This is a genomic window from Segatella sp. (assembly GCF_977051555.1).
In genome coordinates this window covers 17,925-37,852 of the sequence record NZ_CDRSSE010000020.1, presented here as the reverse complement: position 1 = coordinate 37,852, position 19,928 = coordinate 17,925, and the positions used below count along the sequence as shown (strand labels likewise).

The 19,928-nt window shown below is 46.7% G+C and carries 13 protein-coding genes, 2 tRNA genes and 1 other RNA gene; 9 read left to right on the top strand and 7 right to left on the bottom strand.

Going from position 1 to position 19,928, the window contains the following annotated elements:
* Positions 1 to 2 precede the first annotated feature (2 nt).
* Together ACWJAO_RS06685 and ACWJAO_RS06680 are read left to right on the top strand one after the other, a co-directional pair.
* Positions 3 to 2,438, top strand: a complete 2,436-nt coding sequence (locus ACWJAO_RS06685; protein ID WP_449139688.1) for a family 43 glycosylhydrolase — start codon at positions 3 to 5, stop codon at positions 2,436 to 2,438.
* A gap of 20 nt (positions 2,439 to 2,458) precedes the next feature.
* The gene (locus ACWJAO_RS06680) at positions 2,459 to 4,933 is read left to right on the top strand and encodes a glycoside hydrolase family 127 protein (RefSeq protein ID WP_449139687.1); all 2,475 of its coding nucleotides are present in this window, start codon (positions 2,459 to 2,461) and stop codon (positions 4,931 to 4,933) included.
* Between the two features lie 397 nt (positions 4,934 to 5,330).
* Here ACWJAO_RS06680 and ACWJAO_RS06675 read toward each other — a convergent pair whose 3' ends face one another.
* Positions 5,331 to 6,776 carry a PepSY domain-containing protein gene (locus ACWJAO_RS06675; RefSeq protein WP_449139686.1) on the bottom strand — a complete coding sequence of 482 codons (1,446 nt, stop codon included), beginning with the start codon at positions 6,774 to 6,776 and terminating at the stop codon, positions 5,331 to 5,333.
* 246 nt (positions 6,777 to 7,022) lie between these two features.
* Here ACWJAO_RS06675 and ssrA point away from each other — a divergent pair.
* Positions 7,023 to 7,420, top strand: a transfer-messenger RNA (tmRNA) gene (gene ssrA / locus ACWJAO_RS06670).
* Positions 7,421 to 7,484: 64 nt separating this feature from the next.
* Here the strand turns inward: ssrA and ACWJAO_RS06665 are convergent.
* From ACWJAO_RS06665 to rsmA, 4 genes are all read right to left on the bottom strand, one after another.
* Positions 7,485 to 8,399, bottom strand: coding sequence for a helix-turn-helix domain-containing protein (locus ACWJAO_RS06665; protein ID WP_449139685.1), 915 nt, complete (start codon positions 8,397 to 8,399; stop codon positions 7,485 to 7,487).
* 49 nt (positions 8,400 to 8,448) lie between these two features.
* Positions 8,449 to 9,381: a ribosome small subunit-dependent GTPase A gene (gene rsgA, locus ACWJAO_RS06660; protein ID WP_006847160.1), complete on the bottom strand. Its 933-nt coding sequence runs from the start codon at positions 9,379 to 9,381 to the stop codon at positions 8,449 to 8,451.
* A 34-nt stretch (positions 9,382 to 9,415) separates the two neighbouring features.
* The gene (frr, locus tag ACWJAO_RS06655) at positions 9,416 to 9,976 is read right to left on the bottom strand and encodes a ribosome recycling factor (RefSeq protein WP_006847159.1); all 561 of its coding nucleotides are present in this window, start codon (positions 9,974 to 9,976) and stop codon (positions 9,416 to 9,418) included.
* A gap of 89 nt (positions 9,977 to 10,065) precedes the next feature.
* Complete coding sequence (gene rsmA / locus ACWJAO_RS06650) at positions 10,066 to 10,878, bottom strand: 16S rRNA (adenine(1518)-N(6)/adenine(1519)-N(6))-dimethyltransferase RsmA (RefSeq protein WP_449139684.1); 813 nt, start codon at positions 10,876 to 10,878, stop codon at positions 10,066 to 10,068.
* Positions 10,879 to 11,106: 228 nt separating this feature from the next.
* Here rsmA and ACWJAO_RS06645 point away from each other — a divergent pair, with 228 nt between their 5' ends.
* From ACWJAO_RS06645 to ACWJAO_RS06630, 4 genes are all read left to right on the top strand, one after another.
* Positions 11,107 to 12,105 (top strand): lysylphosphatidylglycerol synthase transmembrane domain-containing protein, encoded by a 999-nt coding sequence (locus ACWJAO_RS06645; protein ID WP_449139683.1) that lies wholly within the window; start codon positions 11,107 to 11,109, stop codon positions 12,103 to 12,105.
* An 82-nt stretch (positions 12,106 to 12,187) separates the two neighbouring features.
* Positions 12,188 to 13,651: an aminoacyl-histidine dipeptidase gene (locus ACWJAO_RS06640; RefSeq protein ID WP_449139682.1), complete on the top strand. Its 1,464-nt coding sequence runs from the start codon at positions 12,188 to 12,190 to the stop codon at positions 13,649 to 13,651.
* 318 nt (positions 13,652 to 13,969) lie between these two features.
* Positions 13,970 to 14,896 (top strand): magnesium transporter CorA family protein, encoded by a 927-nt coding sequence (locus ACWJAO_RS06635; protein WP_022121433.1) that lies wholly within the window; start codon positions 13,970 to 13,972, stop codon positions 14,894 to 14,896.
* Positions 14,897 to 15,131: 235 nt separating this feature from the next.
* Positions 15,132 to 16,901 (top strand): DUF349 domain-containing protein, encoded by a 1,770-nt coding sequence (locus tag ACWJAO_RS06630; RefSeq protein ID WP_449139681.1) that lies wholly within the window; start codon positions 15,132 to 15,134, stop codon positions 16,899 to 16,901.
* A gap of 118 nt (positions 16,902 to 17,019) precedes the next feature.
* Here the strand turns inward: ACWJAO_RS06630 and ACWJAO_RS06625 are convergent.
* A tRNA-Gln gene (locus ACWJAO_RS06625) sits at positions 17,020 to 17,090 on the bottom strand.
* A 25-nt stretch (positions 17,091 to 17,115) separates the two neighbouring features.
* Positions 17,116 to 17,186 (bottom strand) — tRNA-Gln (locus tag ACWJAO_RS06620).
* 212 nt (positions 17,187 to 17,398) lie between these two features.
* Between ACWJAO_RS06620 and rsfS the strand changes: the two genes are divergently transcribed.
* Both rsfS and ftsH read left to right on the top strand, forming a co-directional pair.
* Complete coding sequence (gene rsfS, locus ACWJAO_RS06615; RefSeq protein ID WP_449139680.1) at positions 17,399 to 17,758, top strand: ribosome silencing factor; 360 nt, start codon at positions 17,399 to 17,401, stop codon at positions 17,756 to 17,758.
* A 68-nt stretch (positions 17,759 to 17,826) separates the two neighbouring features.
* A complete protein-coding gene (gene ftsH / locus ACWJAO_RS06610) occupies positions 17,827 to 19,917 on the top strand; it encodes an ATP-dependent zinc metalloprotease FtsH (protein ID WP_153084659.1) in 2,091 nt (696 codons plus the stop codon).
* Positions 19,918 to 19,928: the final 11 nt, after the last annotated feature.

Genomic DNA, 19,928 nt, shown 5'->3' with positions numbered 1-19,928 from the left:
ATATGGTTAGTAAAAATATAATTGTAACATTGTTGATAACTGCGGCAGTGCCTGAGACAGGTGCTGCCGCAGCTGCCTACAACACTCCGGGAGCAGGCAACCCTATCCTGCCTGGTTACTTTGCCGACCCAACCATCAAGAAGTTTGGTGATACCTATTATATATATGCTACTACTGACGGTAGCGGAGCCGGTTTCGGACCGGCACAGCTCTGGTGCAGCAAGGATTTCAAAAACTGGACCCTGATGCCGATGAACTGGCCGGACAGCCACTGGATATGGGCACCGGACGTGATGAAGAACGAAGCCGATGGCAAGTATTACTATCTCTACTGCCAGCCTTGCAAACTCCATCTGGGTGTGGGCGATACACCTCGCGGTCCTTGGAAGAACGTGCTGGGCGAGAGCGAAGCCGTGCTCGTACCGGATAGATTCGTAAAGAATGCCATCACTCTAGATGGTCAGACCTTCCGCGATGATGACGGCTCGGTCTATATGTATTGGGGCACCTGGGGCATCTACAAAGGCTTCGGTTGCGGAGCAGGTAAGCTGAATCCTGATATGAAATCGTTCAGCGAAACCAAGCTCATCCCGAACACCGAAGTTACTCACTTCTTCGAGGCGCCATTCGTATTCAAGCGCAATGGCATCTACTACTTCCTCTACTCCTGCGAGCATTGCGAGGATGCCAGCTACCGCGTAGATTACGCCACAGCCAAGAGTCCGCTCGGTCCTTACACCTACCACGGCACTATCCTCAAGACCAATGCCGACGGAAGCGTTCACGGTCCGGGACACAACAGCGTGCTGCAGGAAGGCGACAACTACTACATCGTATATCATCGCCACGACAATCCGCATTCCAACCGTGGATTCCATCGTCAGGTGGCAATCGATAAACTCGAATTCAATGCAGACGGTACCATCAAGGAGGTCATTCCAACCCACGAAGGTCTCGATCTAAAACCGGAGATGAAGGTAGCAAAGAACCTCGCCTTCGGTGCCAAGGTTACCGCCTCTTCCTACTACGACAACGATTTCCGTCCGGAATATGCGGTTGATAACAACAACGGCACACTCTGGCGCCCTCGCACCACCGGACCAGCTTGGATCCAGATAGACCTGGGCAAGAAGCAGAGCATCAAGAGCATCTGGACTCAGTTTGAATACGGAACACAATTCTATCAGTATCTCATCGAGACATCGAATGATGGCAAGCACTGGCAGACCTTCTCTGACAAGCGACAGAACCGTCTGGCCGGTTCGCCGATGGTAGATTTCGGAAATGCCAAGGCACAGTACATCCGCCTCACCTATACCGGCGGACAGAAAAACGGTTTTGGTGGTGCCATCTGGAACATCAAGGTTTACGGTTCCGTAGAAGATTCTGCCCCACAGCAGTGGCTAGGCCTGACTGCAGCCGATTTCGATGGTACAACCTGGCATAACAACGAGGGAATGCTCGCCGGCAAGTTCTCGCTCCTTCAGGGCACCGCCCTCAGAGAGCGTATGGCTGGCAAAGATGCCGTTACCCTGCAACCGGGCGCCCAGCTGGTGATGACTCATCCGCAGCTCGGCAAGACACGCAAGCATACCCTCACCGCCCAGGCTTTCGACAACGGAAGCTGGCATCAGATAGATGAAAACGATCCTCGTCTGAATCTTTCTGAAGGAAAACTGGAAATTAGTGCAGGCGAAAAACAATTTACCCTCACCAATCTCCGTTATTATAACTGGGAACAGGAGGCTGCAGAAAAGGCTTTCGATGCCCAGAGCAACATCGTACGTGAGGCAGTAGCCGACAAGAACAGTCAGGGACTGGTGGTAGATATCAGAGCTGACTACTACAACGAGGGCGATACCGTGCCTTACATCAAGAACGGCAGTCCGCTGGATGTCCATCTCAAGGGCGAGTTTGAGACGCAACACGATACAGCAGCCATCATCAAGACCATAGAGGGCAAGAAGGCATTCGCCTTTACCGGCAAGGAGAGTTACAGAAGCAACTTCATGCTCCCTGCCACCATCCGCGACAACGCTCCATACACCATCGGGGCATGGATTCTGAATCCGGAGATTGCCGAGAATGAATGCGTAGCCGATTTCACCTCTTCGCACGATGAACTGGAGAAGCTGATGCTGGTAAACGGCACCGAACCACGCTGCGGTGTGATGAATCACTATGGATGGTACGAGGATGCCGGCTACAAGGAGATGAAGACCCTAGAAGGCAAGTGGCAGCACGTATATGTCTGCTTCGATGGCAGAATCGAAAGCATCTACATCAACGACAAGCTCATCAGTCAGAAGGATATCCAGCTCCTCGTCAAGCCATCGCAGTTTATGCTTCTGGGCAAGAATGCCGAAGAGGCATGGCCTTTCTCAGGCTATCTGCACTCATTGAAACTCTGGGATGAATACATTCCTTACAAAAAATAAACAAAATAAACTAGCAATACATGAAAAAGATTTTGATGACATCAGCCTTGGCAGCATTGGCATTGATGCCTGCCTCGGCACAAAAGGTAAACAAGAGCTCGGGTGGTTATCCTATCACTCCGGTGCCTTTCACATCAGTAAAGGTTTGGAACAATACGTTCTGGGGACAGCGTATTGAAACCTCTCGCAAGGTGACTATACCTTTGGCTTTCAGCAAATGCGAGTCGGAGGGAAGATACAAGAACTTTGAGCGCGCTGCTCATCCAAGCGACACCTATGATGTGGGCAAACTGATGCCCTACAGCTTCGACGACACCGACCCATACAAAACGATTGAAGGTGCCAGCTACGTGCTGCAAACTTATCCAGACAAGAAACTCAAGGCGTATATCGATAGCGTGCTCGATATCATTGCTCCGGCTCAGGAAGCTGACGGATATCTCTATACCGCACGTACACAGAATCCGAAGCATCCTCATTTCTGGGCTGGCGACAAGCGCTGGAGCATGGAGGAGGATCTGAGCCACGAACTTTACAACCTTGGACACATGGTAGAAGGTGCCGTAGCTCACTGGCAGGCTACTGGCAGCCGCAAGTTCCTCGATATCGCCATCCGCTATGCCGACTGCGTGGTTCGCGAGGTAGGTCCTAATCCAGGACAGGCTTGCGTGGTACCGGGACATCAGATTGCCGAAATGGCACTCTGTAAGCTCTATCTCGCTACCGGCAACAAGAAATATCTCGACGAGGCAAAGTTCTTCCTCGACTATCGCGGTAAGACAAAAATTCAAACAGAATATTCACAGAGCCACAAACCTGTATTGGAGCAGGATGAGGCTGTAGGCCATGCCGTACGTGCCACCTATATGTATGCAGGTATGGCAGATGTAGCAGCCCTCACCGGTGATACTGCCTATATCCACGCCATCGACCGTATCTGGGACAACATCGTGAGCAAGAAGCTCTACATCACCGGAGGAATCGGAGCCACCAACAACGGCGAGGCTTTCGGCATGAACTACGAGCTGCCTAATATGAGCGCCTACTGCGAAACCTGCGCAGCTATCGGCAATGTTTATGTCAACTACCGTCTCTTTCTTCTCCATGGCGAGAGTAAGTATTACGATGTATTGGAGCGCACCCTCTACAATGGTCTCATCAGTGGTGTGAGCATGGACGGCGGCGGCTTCTTCTACCCTAACCCATTGGAGAGTATGGGTCAGCACCAGCGTCAGGCTTGGTTCGGCTGTGCCTGCTGCCCTAGCAACATCTGCCGCTTCCTGCCATCCCTCCCGGGCTATGTATATGCCGTAAAGGATAAGAATGTATATGTCAACCTCTTCCTCAGCAACTCTTCTTCTCTGAAGGTAGCCGGCAAGAAGGTTTCCCTGAGCCAGGATACACAGTACCCTTGGAACGGAGATATCGCCATCAAGGTGGATGACAACAAGGCTGGTCAGTTCGGTATGAAGATCCGCATCCCTGGATGGGTGAAGGGTCAGCCTGTTCCATCTGACCTTTACTACTACAGCGACGGCAAGCGTCTGGGCTATACCATCACCGTAAACGGAAAGAAGGTAGAGGCTAAGGTAACAGAGGATGGCTATTATACCATCAACCGCAAGTGGAAGAAGGGCGATGTGGTTCGCGTTCACTTCGACATGGAGGCACGCACCGTACGTGCCAACAACAAGGTAGAGGCTGACCGTGGCTGCATCAGCATCGAGCGTGGTCCTATCGTATATTGTGCAGAGTGGCCAGACAACCAGGGCTTCGACATCATGAGCATCCTGGAAAACCGCGAACCTCAGTTTGCTGAGGGCAAGCTCTCTTACGATGGCTTCATCGACCCTAAATATAAGAATGTACTGACACTCTACAAGGGTCAGAACATGGAGACCCTGACCGAGAACGTGCAGACCCTCGCCTACGACAAGAGTGGCAAGCTGAGCACCAAGGATCAGACCCTGACCCTCATCCCATACTTCGCCTGGGCTCATCGTGGCAACGGCAACATGAAGGTATGGTTGCCACAGGATGTCAAGGCGGCAAAGCCATCAGCTCCTGCAACTCTCGCAGCTCAGGCTAAGGTAGAATTCTCTTCTCCAGTGCCAGCCAAGAGCAGTATCACCGACGGACTGGTTCCTGCCGATGAGAACGACCGTTCTATCCCATACATCCACTGGTGGCCTAAGAAGAACACCACAGAGTGGATTACCTACACCTTCCCTGAGAGCAAGGAGATCAAGACCAGCACCGTATATTGGTACGACGACCAGCCATGGGGCGGTTGCAAAGTGCCAGACAGCTGGAAGCTCTACTATCAGGACGAGGCAGGCAACTGGAAGGAAGTTTCAGGAGCCGATGCTTATCCATGCAAGCGTGGTGTAGCCTGCATCGTGAATTTCGATCCAGTGAAGACCAAGGCTGTAAAGCTCGAGTTGAAGCAGCCAGAAACCCACTCCTGCGGTTTGTTTGAGTGGAGCGTGAAATAATAAGACTTATTTTTGAATATTTTTCTTTCAAGAATTGCCATATTGCCATATCTGCCAGTAATCTATCTGATTACAAAGCTGTTATGGATATGGCAATTCTTTATTTTTAGGGGTTATCTGCCATATATTGCCATGAACAATCTTTATTCATAACTTCGCCATCGATGCGGAAGAAATTACGTCCCGACGTAGCATCTGATACATCGCGACGTAACAACAACTGCGTCACGACGCAGCATCAGATACGTCGCGACGAAAATGAGGGTACTAATTCTCACAATGGCAACATATGGCAATTCCCGGCGCTTTTCCGAGAATTACCATACGTACTTTTACGCTGAGTATCAACCATTTACACATACAATATGGCAATTAAAACAACGCATTCAAACTTTTTTTATTTTTTCTTCACCAGTCTAATGACATACCCAGACCAAAGGCACCATACGGCAAGTATTCCCATCACGAAGATAAATATATATGTAGCAATACTACCTATGAAGATTCTACCGCTATGAGCCTCCAGAGCCACATTCCATAACGACATAGGCAGCTGGTCCATATAAGCGGGTTGTGGCGCAAAGTCGGTTCCTTCATTATACTCAGCAATGACAGGCGTATCTGAGAAATCCTGACTCATACCTGCTATCGCCTTATTCCCGAAAGGTGCGCCAGTTTTCTTTAGAGCAGATTTCCCGGAAAAATAATCAACGGTTGTTCCCTTTACTCTATCCCAAACAAAGAGACCACTAAACGAACCGCAATACCATTTGCCATCATTGTTTTGCTGAAGGACATTCAATCCCATAACACTGACTGGTGGAGTATTGGAGATGGACTCCAACTTTCCTGTCTGGAAATTCACGGAAAAGAAACCATCCGAAGTTGACAAGAGCCAGTCACCGAACTTTTCATCATAACGCACCACACGGAGTTTGTCATTCCAAGGGTTCTTGCTATGAAGCGTTGTTCCAGGGATAGACGGCATCTTGTTTAACACCAAGGCTATCATCACCGGTGGACGAAGACACCAACCTGTCAAGGCTATCAACAAAGTAAGTATGATGGTGTATCTGCCTAATTTGTCATGCCATTGTAGCGAAGAACGAAGTAACCTCTTCTGTTTAGGCTTTAACCAGAAGATAAAACCTGTGATGCAGAGCAATACCAGGATTATAGCAATGCCATCTACGATGAGTTTGCCAATACTGCCAAACAACTCTCCACTGTGAAGCAGCCATACCGTGCGAAAGACGGTTACTTTCCCGTCATACTCCTTTGGCATAGGCAGCTCTATCCGACGAAAGTTATGATAAGGTGGCAAGGAAACGTAAGCATAGGAACGGCTGAGAACCAAAAGCGTATCTCCATGAGCAGTAATGTCGCTCAACTTCTCTTCTTTCTCTGTCGGAAGAGTCACGCTTTTCCATATTTGATGATTTCCCAACCGGTAAAGTGCAAAAGGAGATACTGACCAGACCGAGCCGTCATCCGTCCTAATAACATTTCTTATCTGCCGGCAGTCCGCCCCTGTTGGCATCCCCTGATTAAAGTCCTTGAATGTGGATGCTGTAGAATCCGTTTGCCAGATTCCCCCGTTTCCATACAGCAATACAGCATCATCCAAAGCAAGCGTTCCCCTCAGCAAACCGCCATTCCAATTCTTGAATTCATAGCGACTTGGCAGATATTTCCTGCTCACGTCCACATCCTTGATAAGCGAACGATGATTGAGCAAAATACCCGACACACAGAACATCAGCATGAAAAAACTCATGATGATACCTAACCATTTATGTTGTTTTCTCCAACTTATTTTCTTATTTAGTATATTCATAATCATTATTATTATCTTGAATGAGGCTGCAAAGGTACATATTTCTAAGAAGATGTGCAATACCTAAAAATAATGAAAATGAGGATATAATTACAGCCATTGGCATTTAGAGTTTGGTTAGCATGTTTAAAGTAAGAATCCATAAAACGCTCATTTTAAGCTATTCAGAATGTTTAGGCTGATTTTTTCCTTAAAAAATTTGGTAATTTCAAATTTTCGCCTTATCTTTGCACCCAATATCAGAAAATTCTCGGGGTTGACTGGATTTGACGGCGAGATGAAATGGTACGTAAGCATGCGGAGGCTCGTTGGCTACCTCCTAAATCCTAGTGAACAAAAAATTAATTGGCGAAAATAACTACGCTCTCGCTGCCTAGTCGAAGTATAGTAAACTAGCTTTATTCCAGCACAGGGTGCTGGAACGAGACATCGCTCAACGGATGTTGTTCCGAATCTTGTTGATCAAGCGGTGCAGGTAAATCGGAAATAGTTCATGTACGCCTCGTTGCATGGATGAAATTTTAGAGGATAAGGGTATGATTGGTGGTCCAGGTCCTGTCATGCCTCGAAAACCGAAGGCTGGAATAAGCATGTAGAAAGCGTATGGTTTCCTTGTGCGGACGAGGGTTCGATTCCCTCCAGCTCCACCCTATTTGATAGAAACAAAAAAACTCGCAGATTCTTCTTTAGAATTTGCGAGTTTTTATTTTATACTTATTGTTTTCTCAAGCTTTCACGATATTTCAGAGGTGACATGTGCAGATGCTCTCTTACATATTTACCGAAGAATGAGGTATTGGAGAAGCCCAGTATACCTGAAATTTCCTTGATAGTTTTCGTCGTGGAACGGAGATAATAGGTGATATCAGCAAGCGTATACTCAGTAATCCACTCGATGGCAGTCTTGCCGGAATGGCGCTTGCAGATGATGGAGAGATATTTTGGTGTGATGCAAAGCTGCTGCGCAAAATACTCAACCGGCTGATGCTTGATTTCGCTCTGCTGCAACATCTCCAGGAACTTATCAAAGAAATCGCTGGCACTGGTTCCCAACGTTTCTTTCGGAAGATCTGTCAGCAAAAGATTGCTCACAGCAAGAAGGGCACTCTTCAGGAGCGTCTCTACAATCTCACGGCGATAAGGTTTCCACGAACTGCGGTCGTTGAACTTCGGATCCAGACAGAGGCGCACCAAGTCGGTAAACTTAGAATAGAACACCATATCCACCTCGTTCATCTTCAACACCGAAACCTTGCTCACATACATGGCACGGTTCCATACCGAGATATGAGAACGAAGGATACTAAGCAAGCCATGATTGCTGACACACATGGCTGTACACGCAAAATCGCCCGACACCTCTTTGATGTCGAGAATAGAGTTAGGCGGACTGATAAATATATCGCCCTTCTCCACGGTGAATTCCCGTCCGTTGAGTTCAGCTCTCAGGCTGCCTCTCTGACAGGATGCAATCATGTTCATCTGGAACCTCATAGGGTCGGGGTTCTGCAACACCTTGACATTATCTATAATCAAGATGTCCTCATCCAGATAGCTCGCACTGATTTCTGCACTCTGTGCGAACTCACCTTCTTCGATACGCTGCCTGACGTCCTTCTGTTCTTTCATTAATATGTTTTTTAAAAATTCTTCACTCTTCAATATTCACTCTTCACTATCAAAAAGCCTCTCTGTATTTGTTTTCGTCCTTATCCTCCAACATAGAGAGATAACTCTGGTAGCGGCTAGCTGCAATATAATGTTCCTCAACCGCCTTGATTACCGCACACCCCGGTTCGTGGGTATGTGTACAATCAGAGAACTTACAATCCTGAGAGAACTTGAAGATTTCCTTAAAATAGCTGGTCAGCTCTTCCTTTTCGATATCAAAGGTACCAAAGCCCTTGATGCCCGGAGTATCAATGAGATATCCGCCTTCCGGCAGTTCCAGCATCTCACTGAAGGTTGTGGTATGCATTCCGCTATTATGCGCCTCGCTGATTTCTGCGGTACGCTGCTCTGCATCAGGAATGAGCTGGTTGATGAGGGTTGACTTTCCTACCCCGCTGTTGCCGCTCAACAAAGATTTCTTATCCTTGATAAGAGGTCGCAACAGTTCAACTCCTTCACCTGTAGCTGCCGACAATTCGATACATTTGTATCCGATGGTCTCATAGAGCGTGCACATCATCTTCTCGTAATGCAATTCTTCTTCTGAAAGTATATCACTTTTATTGAAAATGATGATAACAGGCACTCTGTAGGCCTCAGCGCCAGCCAGGAATCGGTCGATGAAGGTAGTAGATGTCTGCGGATAATTCACCGTTACCACAAGCAGCGCCTGGTCTACATTAGCAGCCAGAATATGACTCTGCTTACTGAGGTTAGGTGATTTACGAATGATATAGTTTTGGCGGTCTTCGATAGAAGAGATAAATGCCGTACCCTCCTGATTGGTAATAAGCTGCACATAATCGCCTACAGCCACAGGATTTGTGCTGCGGATGCCCTTCAATCTGAAATTGCCCTTGATTTTACTTTCAATCAGCTGGCCATCGTCTGTCTTGACGGTGTACCAGCTGCCTGTATTTTTAATAACGAGTCCTCTCATTATCACTTATTAAATAATGTAAGTCCAGAATGATTTAGACTGTCATGATTTCCTTCTCCTTCTCGTCCATCAGGTTTTCGAGCTGCTTGATGTACTTGTCGTGGAGTTTCTGCAAATCATTCTCAGCATCCTTCTCCAAGTCTTCAGAAAGTCCATCCTTGATAGCTTTCTTCAACTTTTCCTTGATTTCCTGGCGCACGTTGCGCACCTCAATCTTAGCACGCTCAGCAATCTTGTTACACTGCTTTACGAGTTCCTTACGGCGCTCACCTGTTGGCTGAGGAATACCCAGACGTACGATTTCGCCATTGTTCTCAGGAGTGATACCTACACCACTATCCATGATAGCCTTTTCGATATCCTTGATAGCCTTTTTGTCCCAAGGGCGGATAGCGATAGTACGGGCATCAGGGGTTGTAACTGTAGCTACCTGGTTCAGAGGAACCATACTGCCATAACTATTTACGCGCACACCATCGAGGATGGCAACATTAGCACGACCAGCACGAACATGAGAGAGTTCCTCTGCGAGATACATTGCTGCCATCTCCATACGCTCTGCTGCAGAATTCAAAGTTTCTTTTACGTCTATCATAATTATTTCAATTTATAATTTACAATTTATAATTTTTAGGGCTTTCCTGTTATACGACGTAGTCCCTATTAACTATTAACTCTTAACTATCAACTATTAAGTATCCCCACTCTTTTGAGTTCTTCGCCCACATAGTTGGTCAGTTCTACAAACTGCTGGATGGTTAGCTGTTCAGGACGCTTGGTCATGATGTCGGTGGTGTAGAAATCCTCACGTGGTGTTACACCCGGGAACATCTGCTTGAGGCTTACACGGAGCATCTTGCGACGCTGGTTGAAGACGGTCTTTACCAGACGCTTAAACAGTTTTTCATCACAGCCAAGGTCAGTCACCTTGTTACGAGTCATACGGATTACCGCACTCTTCACCTTTGGTGGCGGATTGAACACATTCTCATCTACCGTAAAGAGATATTCCACATCATACCATGCCTGGATGAGCACACTGAGGATACCATAGGCTTTGTTGCCTGGTTCTGATGCCATACGCAATGCCACCTCACGCTGGATCATTCCGGTACAGCAAGGAATGAGATCCTTGTAATCGAGCATCTTGAAGAATATCTGCGATGAGATATCGTATGGATAATTACCTGTCAGCACAAACTGCTTTCCATCGAATATCTGGTTCAAATCCATTCTCAGGAAGTCTTCACCGATGATATTATCCTTGAGTGTCGGGAAATTCTCATGAAGATACGCCACCGACTCCGAGTCGATTTCCACCGCCTTGACGGGTCTTGGTTTCTCTACGAGATATTGGGTAAGAACGCCCATACCTGGTCCGATTTCGAGAACAGGTATATCCGGGCAGGCATCCACCGTATCGGCGATGCGCTTTGCTATATTGAGGTCGGTCAAGAAGTGCTGACCGAGATTCTTCTTAGGCTTTACAGCTTTCATATCTTATCTTTATATTATATATTTTGCAAAAATACGATTATTTTTTGAGAATCCACACGAAGTATGCGATTTTTTTCATCTTTTTGGGTAAAAAAGGGAAAGAGCCACCTGTTTCTTTAAAAAAAGGCTATACTTTTAGCCATAAATGGCGCCCAAGCGTTTATTTATGCTAAAAATATGCAGATTCGAACGATATTGTCAATAAAAGTATTATCTTTGCATCTAATTATGGATATAAAGAAGATAGCAAACAACATATGGAAGGTGGCTTTGTCGCTCATTCTGGGTGGCGCCATCCTTTATTGGATGTATCGCGGATTCAACTTCAAGCAAGTAGAGGATGTTCTGCTTCACAAGATGAGTTGGACCTGGATGCTGCTGTCGTTCCCCTTTGGCATCTCTGCCCAGGTGTTCAGAGGATGGAGATGGAAACAGTCGCTGGAGCCATTAGGTGAAAAGGCACGCTCCAGTATCAGCATCTACTCCATCTTCCTCTCCTATGCTCTGAGTCTTGTGATTCCCCGTGCGGGTGAGTTTGCCAGATGCGGCGTATTGAAGAAATGGGATGATGTTTCGTTTCCGAAAGCCCTGGGTACCGTTGTTACAGAAAGAGCCATCGATTCACTCCTCGTGCTGCTGATTACAGCGCTGGTCTTTGTGATGCAGATTCCAGTATTCCTCAATTTCTTTGAGAAAACAGGTACGAGCATGGACAGTTTACTCTGCCAGTTTACAGCCACAGGTTACATCGTGACTGCTATCTGTGGCATAGCAGTACTCATCCTGGCTCACTATCTGCTCAAGCGACTCGCTATATATAATAAGGTGAAAGCAACGCTGGGAGGACTCTGGCAAGGTATCATCTCGCTGAAAGGTGTCAGGAATGTACCGCTCTACATCGCCCTTACCCTGGGCATCTGGTTGAGCTATTTCTTCCACTACTATCTCACCTTCCAATGTTTCGAAGCGACCTCCCATCTCAATCTGATGTGCGGTCTGGTGACATTCATCGTGGGCAGCATTGCGGTCATCGTACCAACTCCCAACGGAGCCGGACCTTGGCATTTTGCCGTTAAGACTATGCTCATTCTCTATGGCATTCAGGCAAACGATGCCCTCTTCTTCGTTCTCATCGTACACTCCGTGCAAACCCTGCTTGTAGTCCTTTTGGGAATCTATGCCTGGATAGCACTGGCGTTTACCGGAAAAGTGAAGAGTAAAGAGTGAGGAGTGAAGAATCCTCTTGCTTTAGGGCGTATGCCCAACTTAACATTTAACATTGAACATTTAACATTAAAATAAAAATATTATGGCTGACATTAAGAATTTGAACCCAGTTGAAATCTGGCGTAACTTTGACAAGTTAACACAAGTTCCACGTCCATCAGGACATTTGGAAAAGATTCAGGCTTATTTGCTCGAATGGGCAAAGGAAGCTGGTGTAGAGGCATTCAAAGACCCAGCAGGCAACATCGTGATGCGCAAACCTGCTACTCCAGGTATGGAGAACCGCAAAGGCGTTATTATGCAGGCGCACATGGACATGGTTCCTCAGAAGGCACCAGACAGCAAGCATAATTTCGAAACAGACCCTATCGAAACCATCATCGATGGCGACTGGGTACGTGCTAATCATACAACACTCGGTAGCGACGACGGACTTGGCGTAGCTACCATCATGGCGGTAATGGAATCAAAAGATTTGCAGCACGGTCCTATCGAGGGCTTGATTACCGCCGACGAAGAGACAGGCATGTATGGTGCCAACGATCTCCCAGCTGGTGAACTGAACGGCGACATTCTCTTAAACTTCGATACCGAGGTTTGGGGCGAGTTCGTTATCGGTAGCGCTGGCGGTATCGACATCACAGCAACTCTCGATTATAAAGAGGTAGAAACCGACAAGGAAGATGCTGCCGTCAAGGTAACCCTCAAGGGATTGAAGGGCGGTCACTCCGGTATCGAGATCAACGAGGGTAGAGCGAATGCCAACAAGTGCATGGTTCGTGTCGTGCGTGAAGCTATTTCAGAACTCGATGCCCGTCTGGCTTCATGGCAGGGTGGCAACATGCGCAATGCCATCCCATTCCAGGCTGAGGTTGTTCTGACCCTGCCTAAGGAGAACATTGAAGCTTTGAATGACCTGGTAGCCGACTGGAAGGACGAAATCTGTGATGAGTTCGAAGGCATTGAAACAACTGAGAACATCGAGTTCTTCACCGAGAATGTAGAGACTCCTAAGATGCAGGTTCCTGCCGAAATCCAGGATAACCTTGTAGATGCAATCTACGCTTGCCACGATGGCGTATTGCGTATGGCTCCATCTATGCCTGAGATTGTAGAGACCTCTTCAAACCTCGCAATCGTTGAGATTGGTGACGGCAAGGCTGCCATCAAGATTCTGGCCCGTTCTAGCCACGAATACTACAAGATGTATCTTGCCACAATGGTAGAAAGCTGTTTCAACATGGCAGGCATGAAGGTTGAATTCAGCGGCAGCTATATGGGATGGAACCCTAACCCTAAGAGCGACATTCTGGAACACGTATTGAAGGTTTACAAAGAGCAGAACGGCACAGACGGTAAGGTACAGGCTGTTCACGCAGGTCTGGAGTGCTCTATCATCCTGAGCAAGTATCCTAACCTCGATGTCGTATCATTCGGTCCTACCCTTCTTAGCCCTCACACAGCCAATGAGCGTTGCCAGATCAGTTGCGTAGCTCCTTTCTGGAACCTCGTTAAACAGCTTCTGACAGAGATTCCTGCAAAGTAAAAAATGGGGAACGAAATTACAAAAAGATTAAAAAAGAAAGCCGAGAGTGAAAATTCTCGGCTTTTTTGTTCCAGTTTTCAAAAGAAATCATTACCTTTGCAGTCGATTTCGCAAGTCTTGTAAAATCTCTGTAGCAGATCATACAAATTCACTTGCATAAGTTTCATTAAAATAACACAAAAATGGACGATTATCACGCGGAGAACAATAATGAATTGTAAGGCGTGGAGATTCAGCAACGACGAAGCCTTTCAGTAGGCCGTACCCAAGCGCTAGTCTCCATACCCCAAACTTTTATTATGTGGAGATTAGCAAACTATGAAGACTTATTGGAATATAGACAAGAATCTGACTGTACTCAATGAGTGGCAGCCAAACTGCTGGATACAAGTAACATGTCCAACTGATGAAGACCAGCGCTTGCTGGAAGAAGAATTCAAGATCCCTGATTATTTCCTCTCGGATATCAGCGATACCGATGAGCGTGCCCGCTACGAATATGACGACGGCTGGATGCTCATCATCCTCCGTATCCCTTATGTCAAGGAAATACGCAGCCGTACACCATACACCACCGTGCCTCTGGGTATCATCCATAAGCGCGATGTTACCATCACCGTATGCTATTATGAAACCAACATGATGATTGATTTCGTAAGCTACCAGCAGAAGCGCAGCGAGGGGTTCACCGACTATGTAGACATGACCTTCCGCCTCTTCCTTTCATCAGCGGTATGGTATCTGAAGCGATTGAAACAGATCAATTCGCTCATAGAAAAGGCAAAACGAAACCTCGATCATGGTGTGAACAATGAGAGTCTGATTGGCCTGAGCCGCCTGCAGGACTCCCTTACCTACTTTATCACCTCTATCCGGGGCAACGAGAACCTCCTGTCTAAACTGAAGTTCAAGCTGCAAGTGGACGAACTTGATGCCGACCTCATCGAAGACGTAAACATCGAGATGACACAGGCACGCGAAACCACAAGCATCTACTCCGACATTCTGGAGTCGACGATGGATACCTATTCGAGCATCATCAACAACAACATGAATACCACGATGCGTACCCTGACCAGTATCAGTATCGTCATGATGTTGCCTACGCTGATTTCCTCATTGTTCGGTATGAACTTAATCAACGGTATGGAAGACAGCCATTACGGATTTGCCATCGCTCTGGTTATCTCCGTACTCGTTTCCGCACTTTCATGGGGCTTCCTCAGATACAAGCGTCTGCTCTAAGCATGCACCACTCTGATAAGCATTAAGTAGCCCAAAAGAGCACATAAAACGATGATTAGCAAGAAAAAGACAATTATAAATACAAAAAAAATTAAAAAATCGAATATCATGGCATGATATTCGATTTTTTTTTTTAAGTTTGCAACTTATTAATAATATAATTTTGTATGGGGCCGAATTGCGGATAAGCAACTACCGGCCCAAGAAACTCGAATCATAAACTAAACAAAGTGACATGATGGACTCTCAAGAAAAAGCTCTGTTGCAGCAGAGCACCCTGGAAGACCCTGCCAAGAAGGCTTATGCCACCAAGCAGGAAGTGCTCGAAAGAGTAAAGGAAATCGCTCATAGCAGCGAAAATCCAAACAAGGAGGAACTCGACCTACTCAAGACTACTTTCTACAAGATTCATCTCGCAGAAAGAGACGCACAGATGAAAGAGTATCTCGCAAAAGGCGGTGACCCAGAGAAGTATATCCTTCTACCGGATGACACAGAAGAAGCCTTCAAGGCTGAGATGCAACTCATCAAGGAGAAAAGAGCCAAGATCTTCCTGGCACAAGAAGAAGAAAAACAAGATAATCTCCGCAAAAAAGAGGAAATTATCGAAAAGATAAAGGCCATGACCACCTCACCGGAGGAGGCCAACAAATCATATCAGGACTTCAAGGTCTTGCAGCAGGAATGGAAGGAAATCAAGAACATCCCTGCAGACAAGGCAAACGAGGTATGGAAGAACTACCAGCTCTATGTAGAGCAGTTCTACGACATGCTCAAGTTGAACAGCGAAGCCCGCGAATATGATTTCAAGAAGAATCTTGAAGCCAAGACCAAACTCTGCGAGGCTGCAGAGAAACTCAATGAGGAAGAGGATGTTATTTCTGCTTTCCACCAGCTTCAGGACCTCCACCAGCAATATCGCGAAATCGGTCCTGTTGCCAAGGAGTTGAGAGAACAGATTTGGGAGCGTTTCAAGGCTGCCAGCACTGTTATCAACAAGAAACACCAGCAGCACTTCGAAGACCTGCGTGCCAAGGAAGAGGAAAACCTTGCCAAAAAGACTGCCCTCTGCGAAAAAGTAGAGACAGCCAATCAAGGAGAATATAAGACTGCCAAGGACTGGGAGAAAGTTACTCAGGAAATCATTGAGATTCAGAAAGAGTGGCGCACTATCGGTTTTGCCCCTCAGAAAATGAACGTCAAGATTTTCGAGCGTTTCCGCATCGCCAACGATGAATTCTTCAACAAGAAGGCTGAATTCTTCAAAGGATTGAAAGATACCTACTCTACCAATCTCGAAAAGAAACAGCAACTCGTAAACAAGGCAAAGGAACTGGCTGACAGTACTGACTGGAAGAAGACTGGCGACAAACTCATCGCTCTCCAGAAAGAATGGAAGAAGGTGGGTACCGTACCTCATAAACAAGGCGAATTGCTCTGGAAGGAATTCCTGGATACCTGCAACAAGTTCTTTGAAGCCCGCAACAAGCAGAATGCCGGTTCACGCAGCGAGGAACATGCCAATCTGGACAAGAAACGCAACATTATTGCCCAGCTCAAGGAACTTGTTGTTGCAGAGATTACAGACAACGATTTCCAGAAGATGCTCAAAGATCTTACCAAGCAATACAGCGCAATCGGACACGTTCCTTTCAAGGAGAAAGACAAGATCTACAAAGAGTATCATGAGGCTATTGATGCAGCCTACGAGAAGCTTCACGCCACCAATGCAAAGCGCCACTTCGACAACTTCAAGAACAACTTGAAGAATGTTGCCAAGGAAGGCGGCAATGCACTCGGCAATGAGCGTGGCAAACTCTTGCGCCGCTACGACCAGTTGCGCAATGAGATTACAACTTACGAGAACAACCTCGGTTTCTTCAATACAGCCAGCAAGAAAGGTAACAGTCTGGTAGAAGAAATGAATCGTAAGATTGAGAAACTCAAGGCTGACCTCGAAATGGTAAAGCAGAAAATCAAGGCTATTGATGCCGAGAAGAAATAAAAACAATAAACCCCAGGGCGAAAGCTCTGGGGGTTATTGTTATACATATTCAGTAAAACAGAATTCCTATAAACAAAAAAAACATCTTTCATTACTGAAAGATGCCTTACCGTATGAGTTGGGATACCCGGACTCGAACCAGGAATGACAGGACCAGAATCTGTAGTGTTACCATTACACCATATCCCAAACTTTAAATAGAACTTTTTGATTGTTGGGATACCCGGACTCGAACCAGGAATGACAGGACCAGAATCTGTAGTGTTACCATTACACCATATCCCAATATCAGCAAACGAGATGTTCATTTCTCAATTGCGAGTGCAAAGGTACTAGTTTTTTTTGAACCTACAAAATTTTTCGGCACTTTTTTCTAAAAAAAACGCAATTTCTTTAATTTTCCGCATTTTTTTTGCCTTTTAAGTCGATTTTCCATTATAATAATGTATCTTTGCAGAAAAATAGAGAATATAAATTAAGTAAGAAAGAAAAGATAAATGAACACAGTTAAACAACTCGTAGAGACTATTAAAGAAGGTATACAAGAAAAGAAAGGTCAAGACATCGTTATCGCCGACCTGACAGAAATCGACGGAAGCATTGCCAAGTACTTCATCATCTGCCAGGGAGGAAGCCCTACTCAGGTTGAAGCTATTGCAGGTTCTGTGGGCGACATTGTGCGCAAGAATCTGAAAGAAAAACCTGTAAATGTGGCTGGTCTCGGCAACGACCAGTGGGTGGCAATGGACTTTGTTGACGTATTGGTGCACATTTTCCTTCCGGAAGTACGCGCTTATTACGACCTCGAACATTTATGGGAGGATGCAAAACTCACCCATGTACCTAATCTCGACTAATCAGTCTCTCTCCCATCCCACATGATGGAACAGACATTGTTTTTCGACTAAAAGTTATACATATAAAAATGGAACAAAGCAATAATATGAAGCCTCGTGGCAATGGCGGACCAAAGATGCCACGATTTAATATGACCTGGCTTTTCACCATCTGCCTCATCACCATGATCATCCTCTTCTTTACAGGAGGAGGCGATGCGATTGGAGGCAGCGCTGCCAAGGAAGCCACATACACCCAGTTCAAACAGTATGTAGACAAAGGCTATGTGCTCAGTGTTGTGGCAAATAAAACAGAAAGCACCCTCAAGATATACATCAACCCGAAATATACGCGCGATGTATACAATATGCCGGCAAAGTCTGTAGGTCCTAACCCATACGTAAAAGTACAGTTCGGTTCGGTTGACGAAGTGGAACGCTATGCCAACCAGATGTTGAAAGAAAAGAAGATTCGCTCTTTCAGCTACGACAACCAGAAGGATAACGACTTCTTAAGCACGCTCTTCAATCTGGCACCTCTGCTCTTCTTCGTATTCTTCATCCTTTGGATGTCTGGAAGATTCAGCGGCGGTATGGGCAGCGGCGGTATGGGCGGCGGCATCTTCAGTGTTGGCAAAAGCAAAGCAAAGATGTACGAAAAGGGAAATGCCATCGGCATCACCTTTAAGGATGTTGCCGGACAGGAAGGTGCCAAGCAGGAAGTAAAGGAAATTGTAGACTTCCTGAAAAACCCACAGAAATATACCGACTTGGGTGGTAAGATTCCAAAGGGAGCCCTTCTCGTAGGCCCTCCGGGAACAGGTAAGACCCTCCTGGCTAAGGCTGTTGCCGGTGAGGCTGGCGTACCTTTCTTCTCCATGAGCGGTTCCGACTTCGTTGAAATGTTCGTGGGTGTAGGAGCCTCACGTGTACGCGACCTTTTCCGTCAGGCTAAAGAGAAATCACCTTGTATCATCTTTATCGATGAAATTGATGCTGTAGGCCGTGCCCGCAGCAAGAACCCAGCCATGGGTGGTAATGATGAGCGCGAGAACACCTTGAACGCCCTCCTTACAGAGATGGATGGTTTCGGTACCAACAGTGGTGTCATCATCCTTGCAGCTACCAACCGTGTAGACATGCTCGACAGCGCCTTGCTCCGTGCCGGACGTTTCGACCGCGAAATTCATGTAGATCTCCCTGGTTTGAACGAACGTAAGGCTATCTTCCTGGTACATCTCAAACCTATCAAGATAGACGAAACTGTAGATGTAGATCTCCTGGCACGCCAGACTCCAGGTTTCTCGGGTGCAGATATTGCCAACGTTTGTAACGAGGCAGCCCTCATTGCTGCACGCCACGACAAGAAGGCTGTTTGCAAACAGGATTTCCTCGACGCAGTAGACCGTATTGTAGGCGGTTTGGAGAAGAAGACCAAAGTGATGACTGCCGACGAGAAACGTAGCATCGCCCTCCACGAAGCTGGTCACGCCACCATCTCATGGTTCTGCCAGTATGCCAACCCTCTCATCAAGGTTACCATCGTGCCTCGTGGTCAGGCTCTCGGTGCTGCATGGTATCTGCCAGAAGAGCGCCAGATAACCACCAAGGAGCAGATGCTCGACGAGATGTGTTCATTGATGGGTGGACGTGCTGCAGAAGAACTCTTCACCGGTCATATTTCATCAGGCGCCATGAACGACCTGGAGCGTGCCACAAAGAGTGCTTACGGTATGGTAGCTTATCTCGGTATGAGCAAGACGTTGCCAAACATCTGCTTCTACAACCGGAACGAATATTCATTCCAGCGTCCGTACTCTGAGGCTACAGCTCGCGAGATAGATCAGGAAGTTCTGAAGATTGTCAACGAACAGTATACCCGTGCCAAGAACATTCTGATGGAGCACAAGGAAGGCCACAATGCCTTAGCCGAACTTCTGATCAAGAAAGAGGTAATTATGGCAGAAGACGTAGAGCATATCTTTGGCAAACGCCCTTGGTTGAGCCGTTCGCAGGAAATCATGGAAGACGAACAGCCAAAGATTGACGATGATGCTGTAAAGGAACTTCCTGAAGTTCAGGCTGCCATCAAGGAGCATGAAGAGAACCAGAAGAAGAATGCTGATTCTGATGAGACTTCCAAGAAGGATGAAGGTTCGGAAGAAAACAAGAACGAATAAAACAAACCGAT

Coding starts and splice junctions, on each gene's coding strand:
- ACWJAO_RS06685 (WP_449139688.1), top strand. CDS start 3: ATGGTTAGTAAAAATATAATTGTAACATTGTTGATAACTGCGGCAGTG.
- ACWJAO_RS06680 (WP_449139687.1), top strand. CDS start 2,459: ATGAAAAAGATTTTGATGACATCAGCCTTGGCAGCATTGGCATTGATG.
- ACWJAO_RS06675 (WP_449139686.1), bottom strand. CDS start 6,776: ATGATTATGAATATACTAAATAAGAAAATAAGTTGGAGAAAACAACAT.
- ACWJAO_RS06665 (WP_449139685.1), bottom strand. CDS start 8,399: ATGAAAGAACAGAAGGACGTCAGGCAGCGTATCGAAGAAGGTGAGTTC.
- rsgA (WP_006847160.1), bottom strand. CDS start 9,381: ATGAGAGGACTCGTTATTAAAAATACAGGCAGCTGGTACACCGTCAAG.
- frr (WP_006847159.1), bottom strand. CDS start 9,976: ATGATAGACGTAAAAGAAACTTTGAATTCTGCAGCAGAGCGTATGGAG.
- rsmA (WP_449139684.1), bottom strand. CDS start 10,878: ATGAAAGCTGTAAAGCCTAAGAAGAATCTCGGTCAGCACTTCTTGACC.
- ACWJAO_RS06645 (WP_449139683.1), top strand. CDS start 11,107: ATGGATATAAAGAAGATAGCAAACAACATATGGAAGGTGGCTTTGTCG.
- ACWJAO_RS06640 (WP_449139682.1), top strand. CDS start 12,188: ATGGCTGACATTAAGAATTTGAACCCAGTTGAAATCTGGCGTAACTTT.
- ACWJAO_RS06635 (WP_022121433.1), top strand. CDS start 13,970: ATGAAGACTTATTGGAATATAGACAAGAATCTGACTGTACTCAATGAG.
- ACWJAO_RS06630 (WP_449139681.1), top strand. CDS start 15,132: ATGATGGACTCTCAAGAAAAAGCTCTGTTGCAGCAGAGCACCCTGGAA.
- rsfS (WP_449139680.1), top strand. CDS start 17,399: ATGAACACAGTTAAACAACTCGTAGAGACTATTAAAGAAGGTATACAA.
- ftsH (WP_153084659.1), top strand. CDS start 17,827: ATGGAACAAAGCAATAATATGAAGCCTCGTGGCAATGGCGGACCAAAG.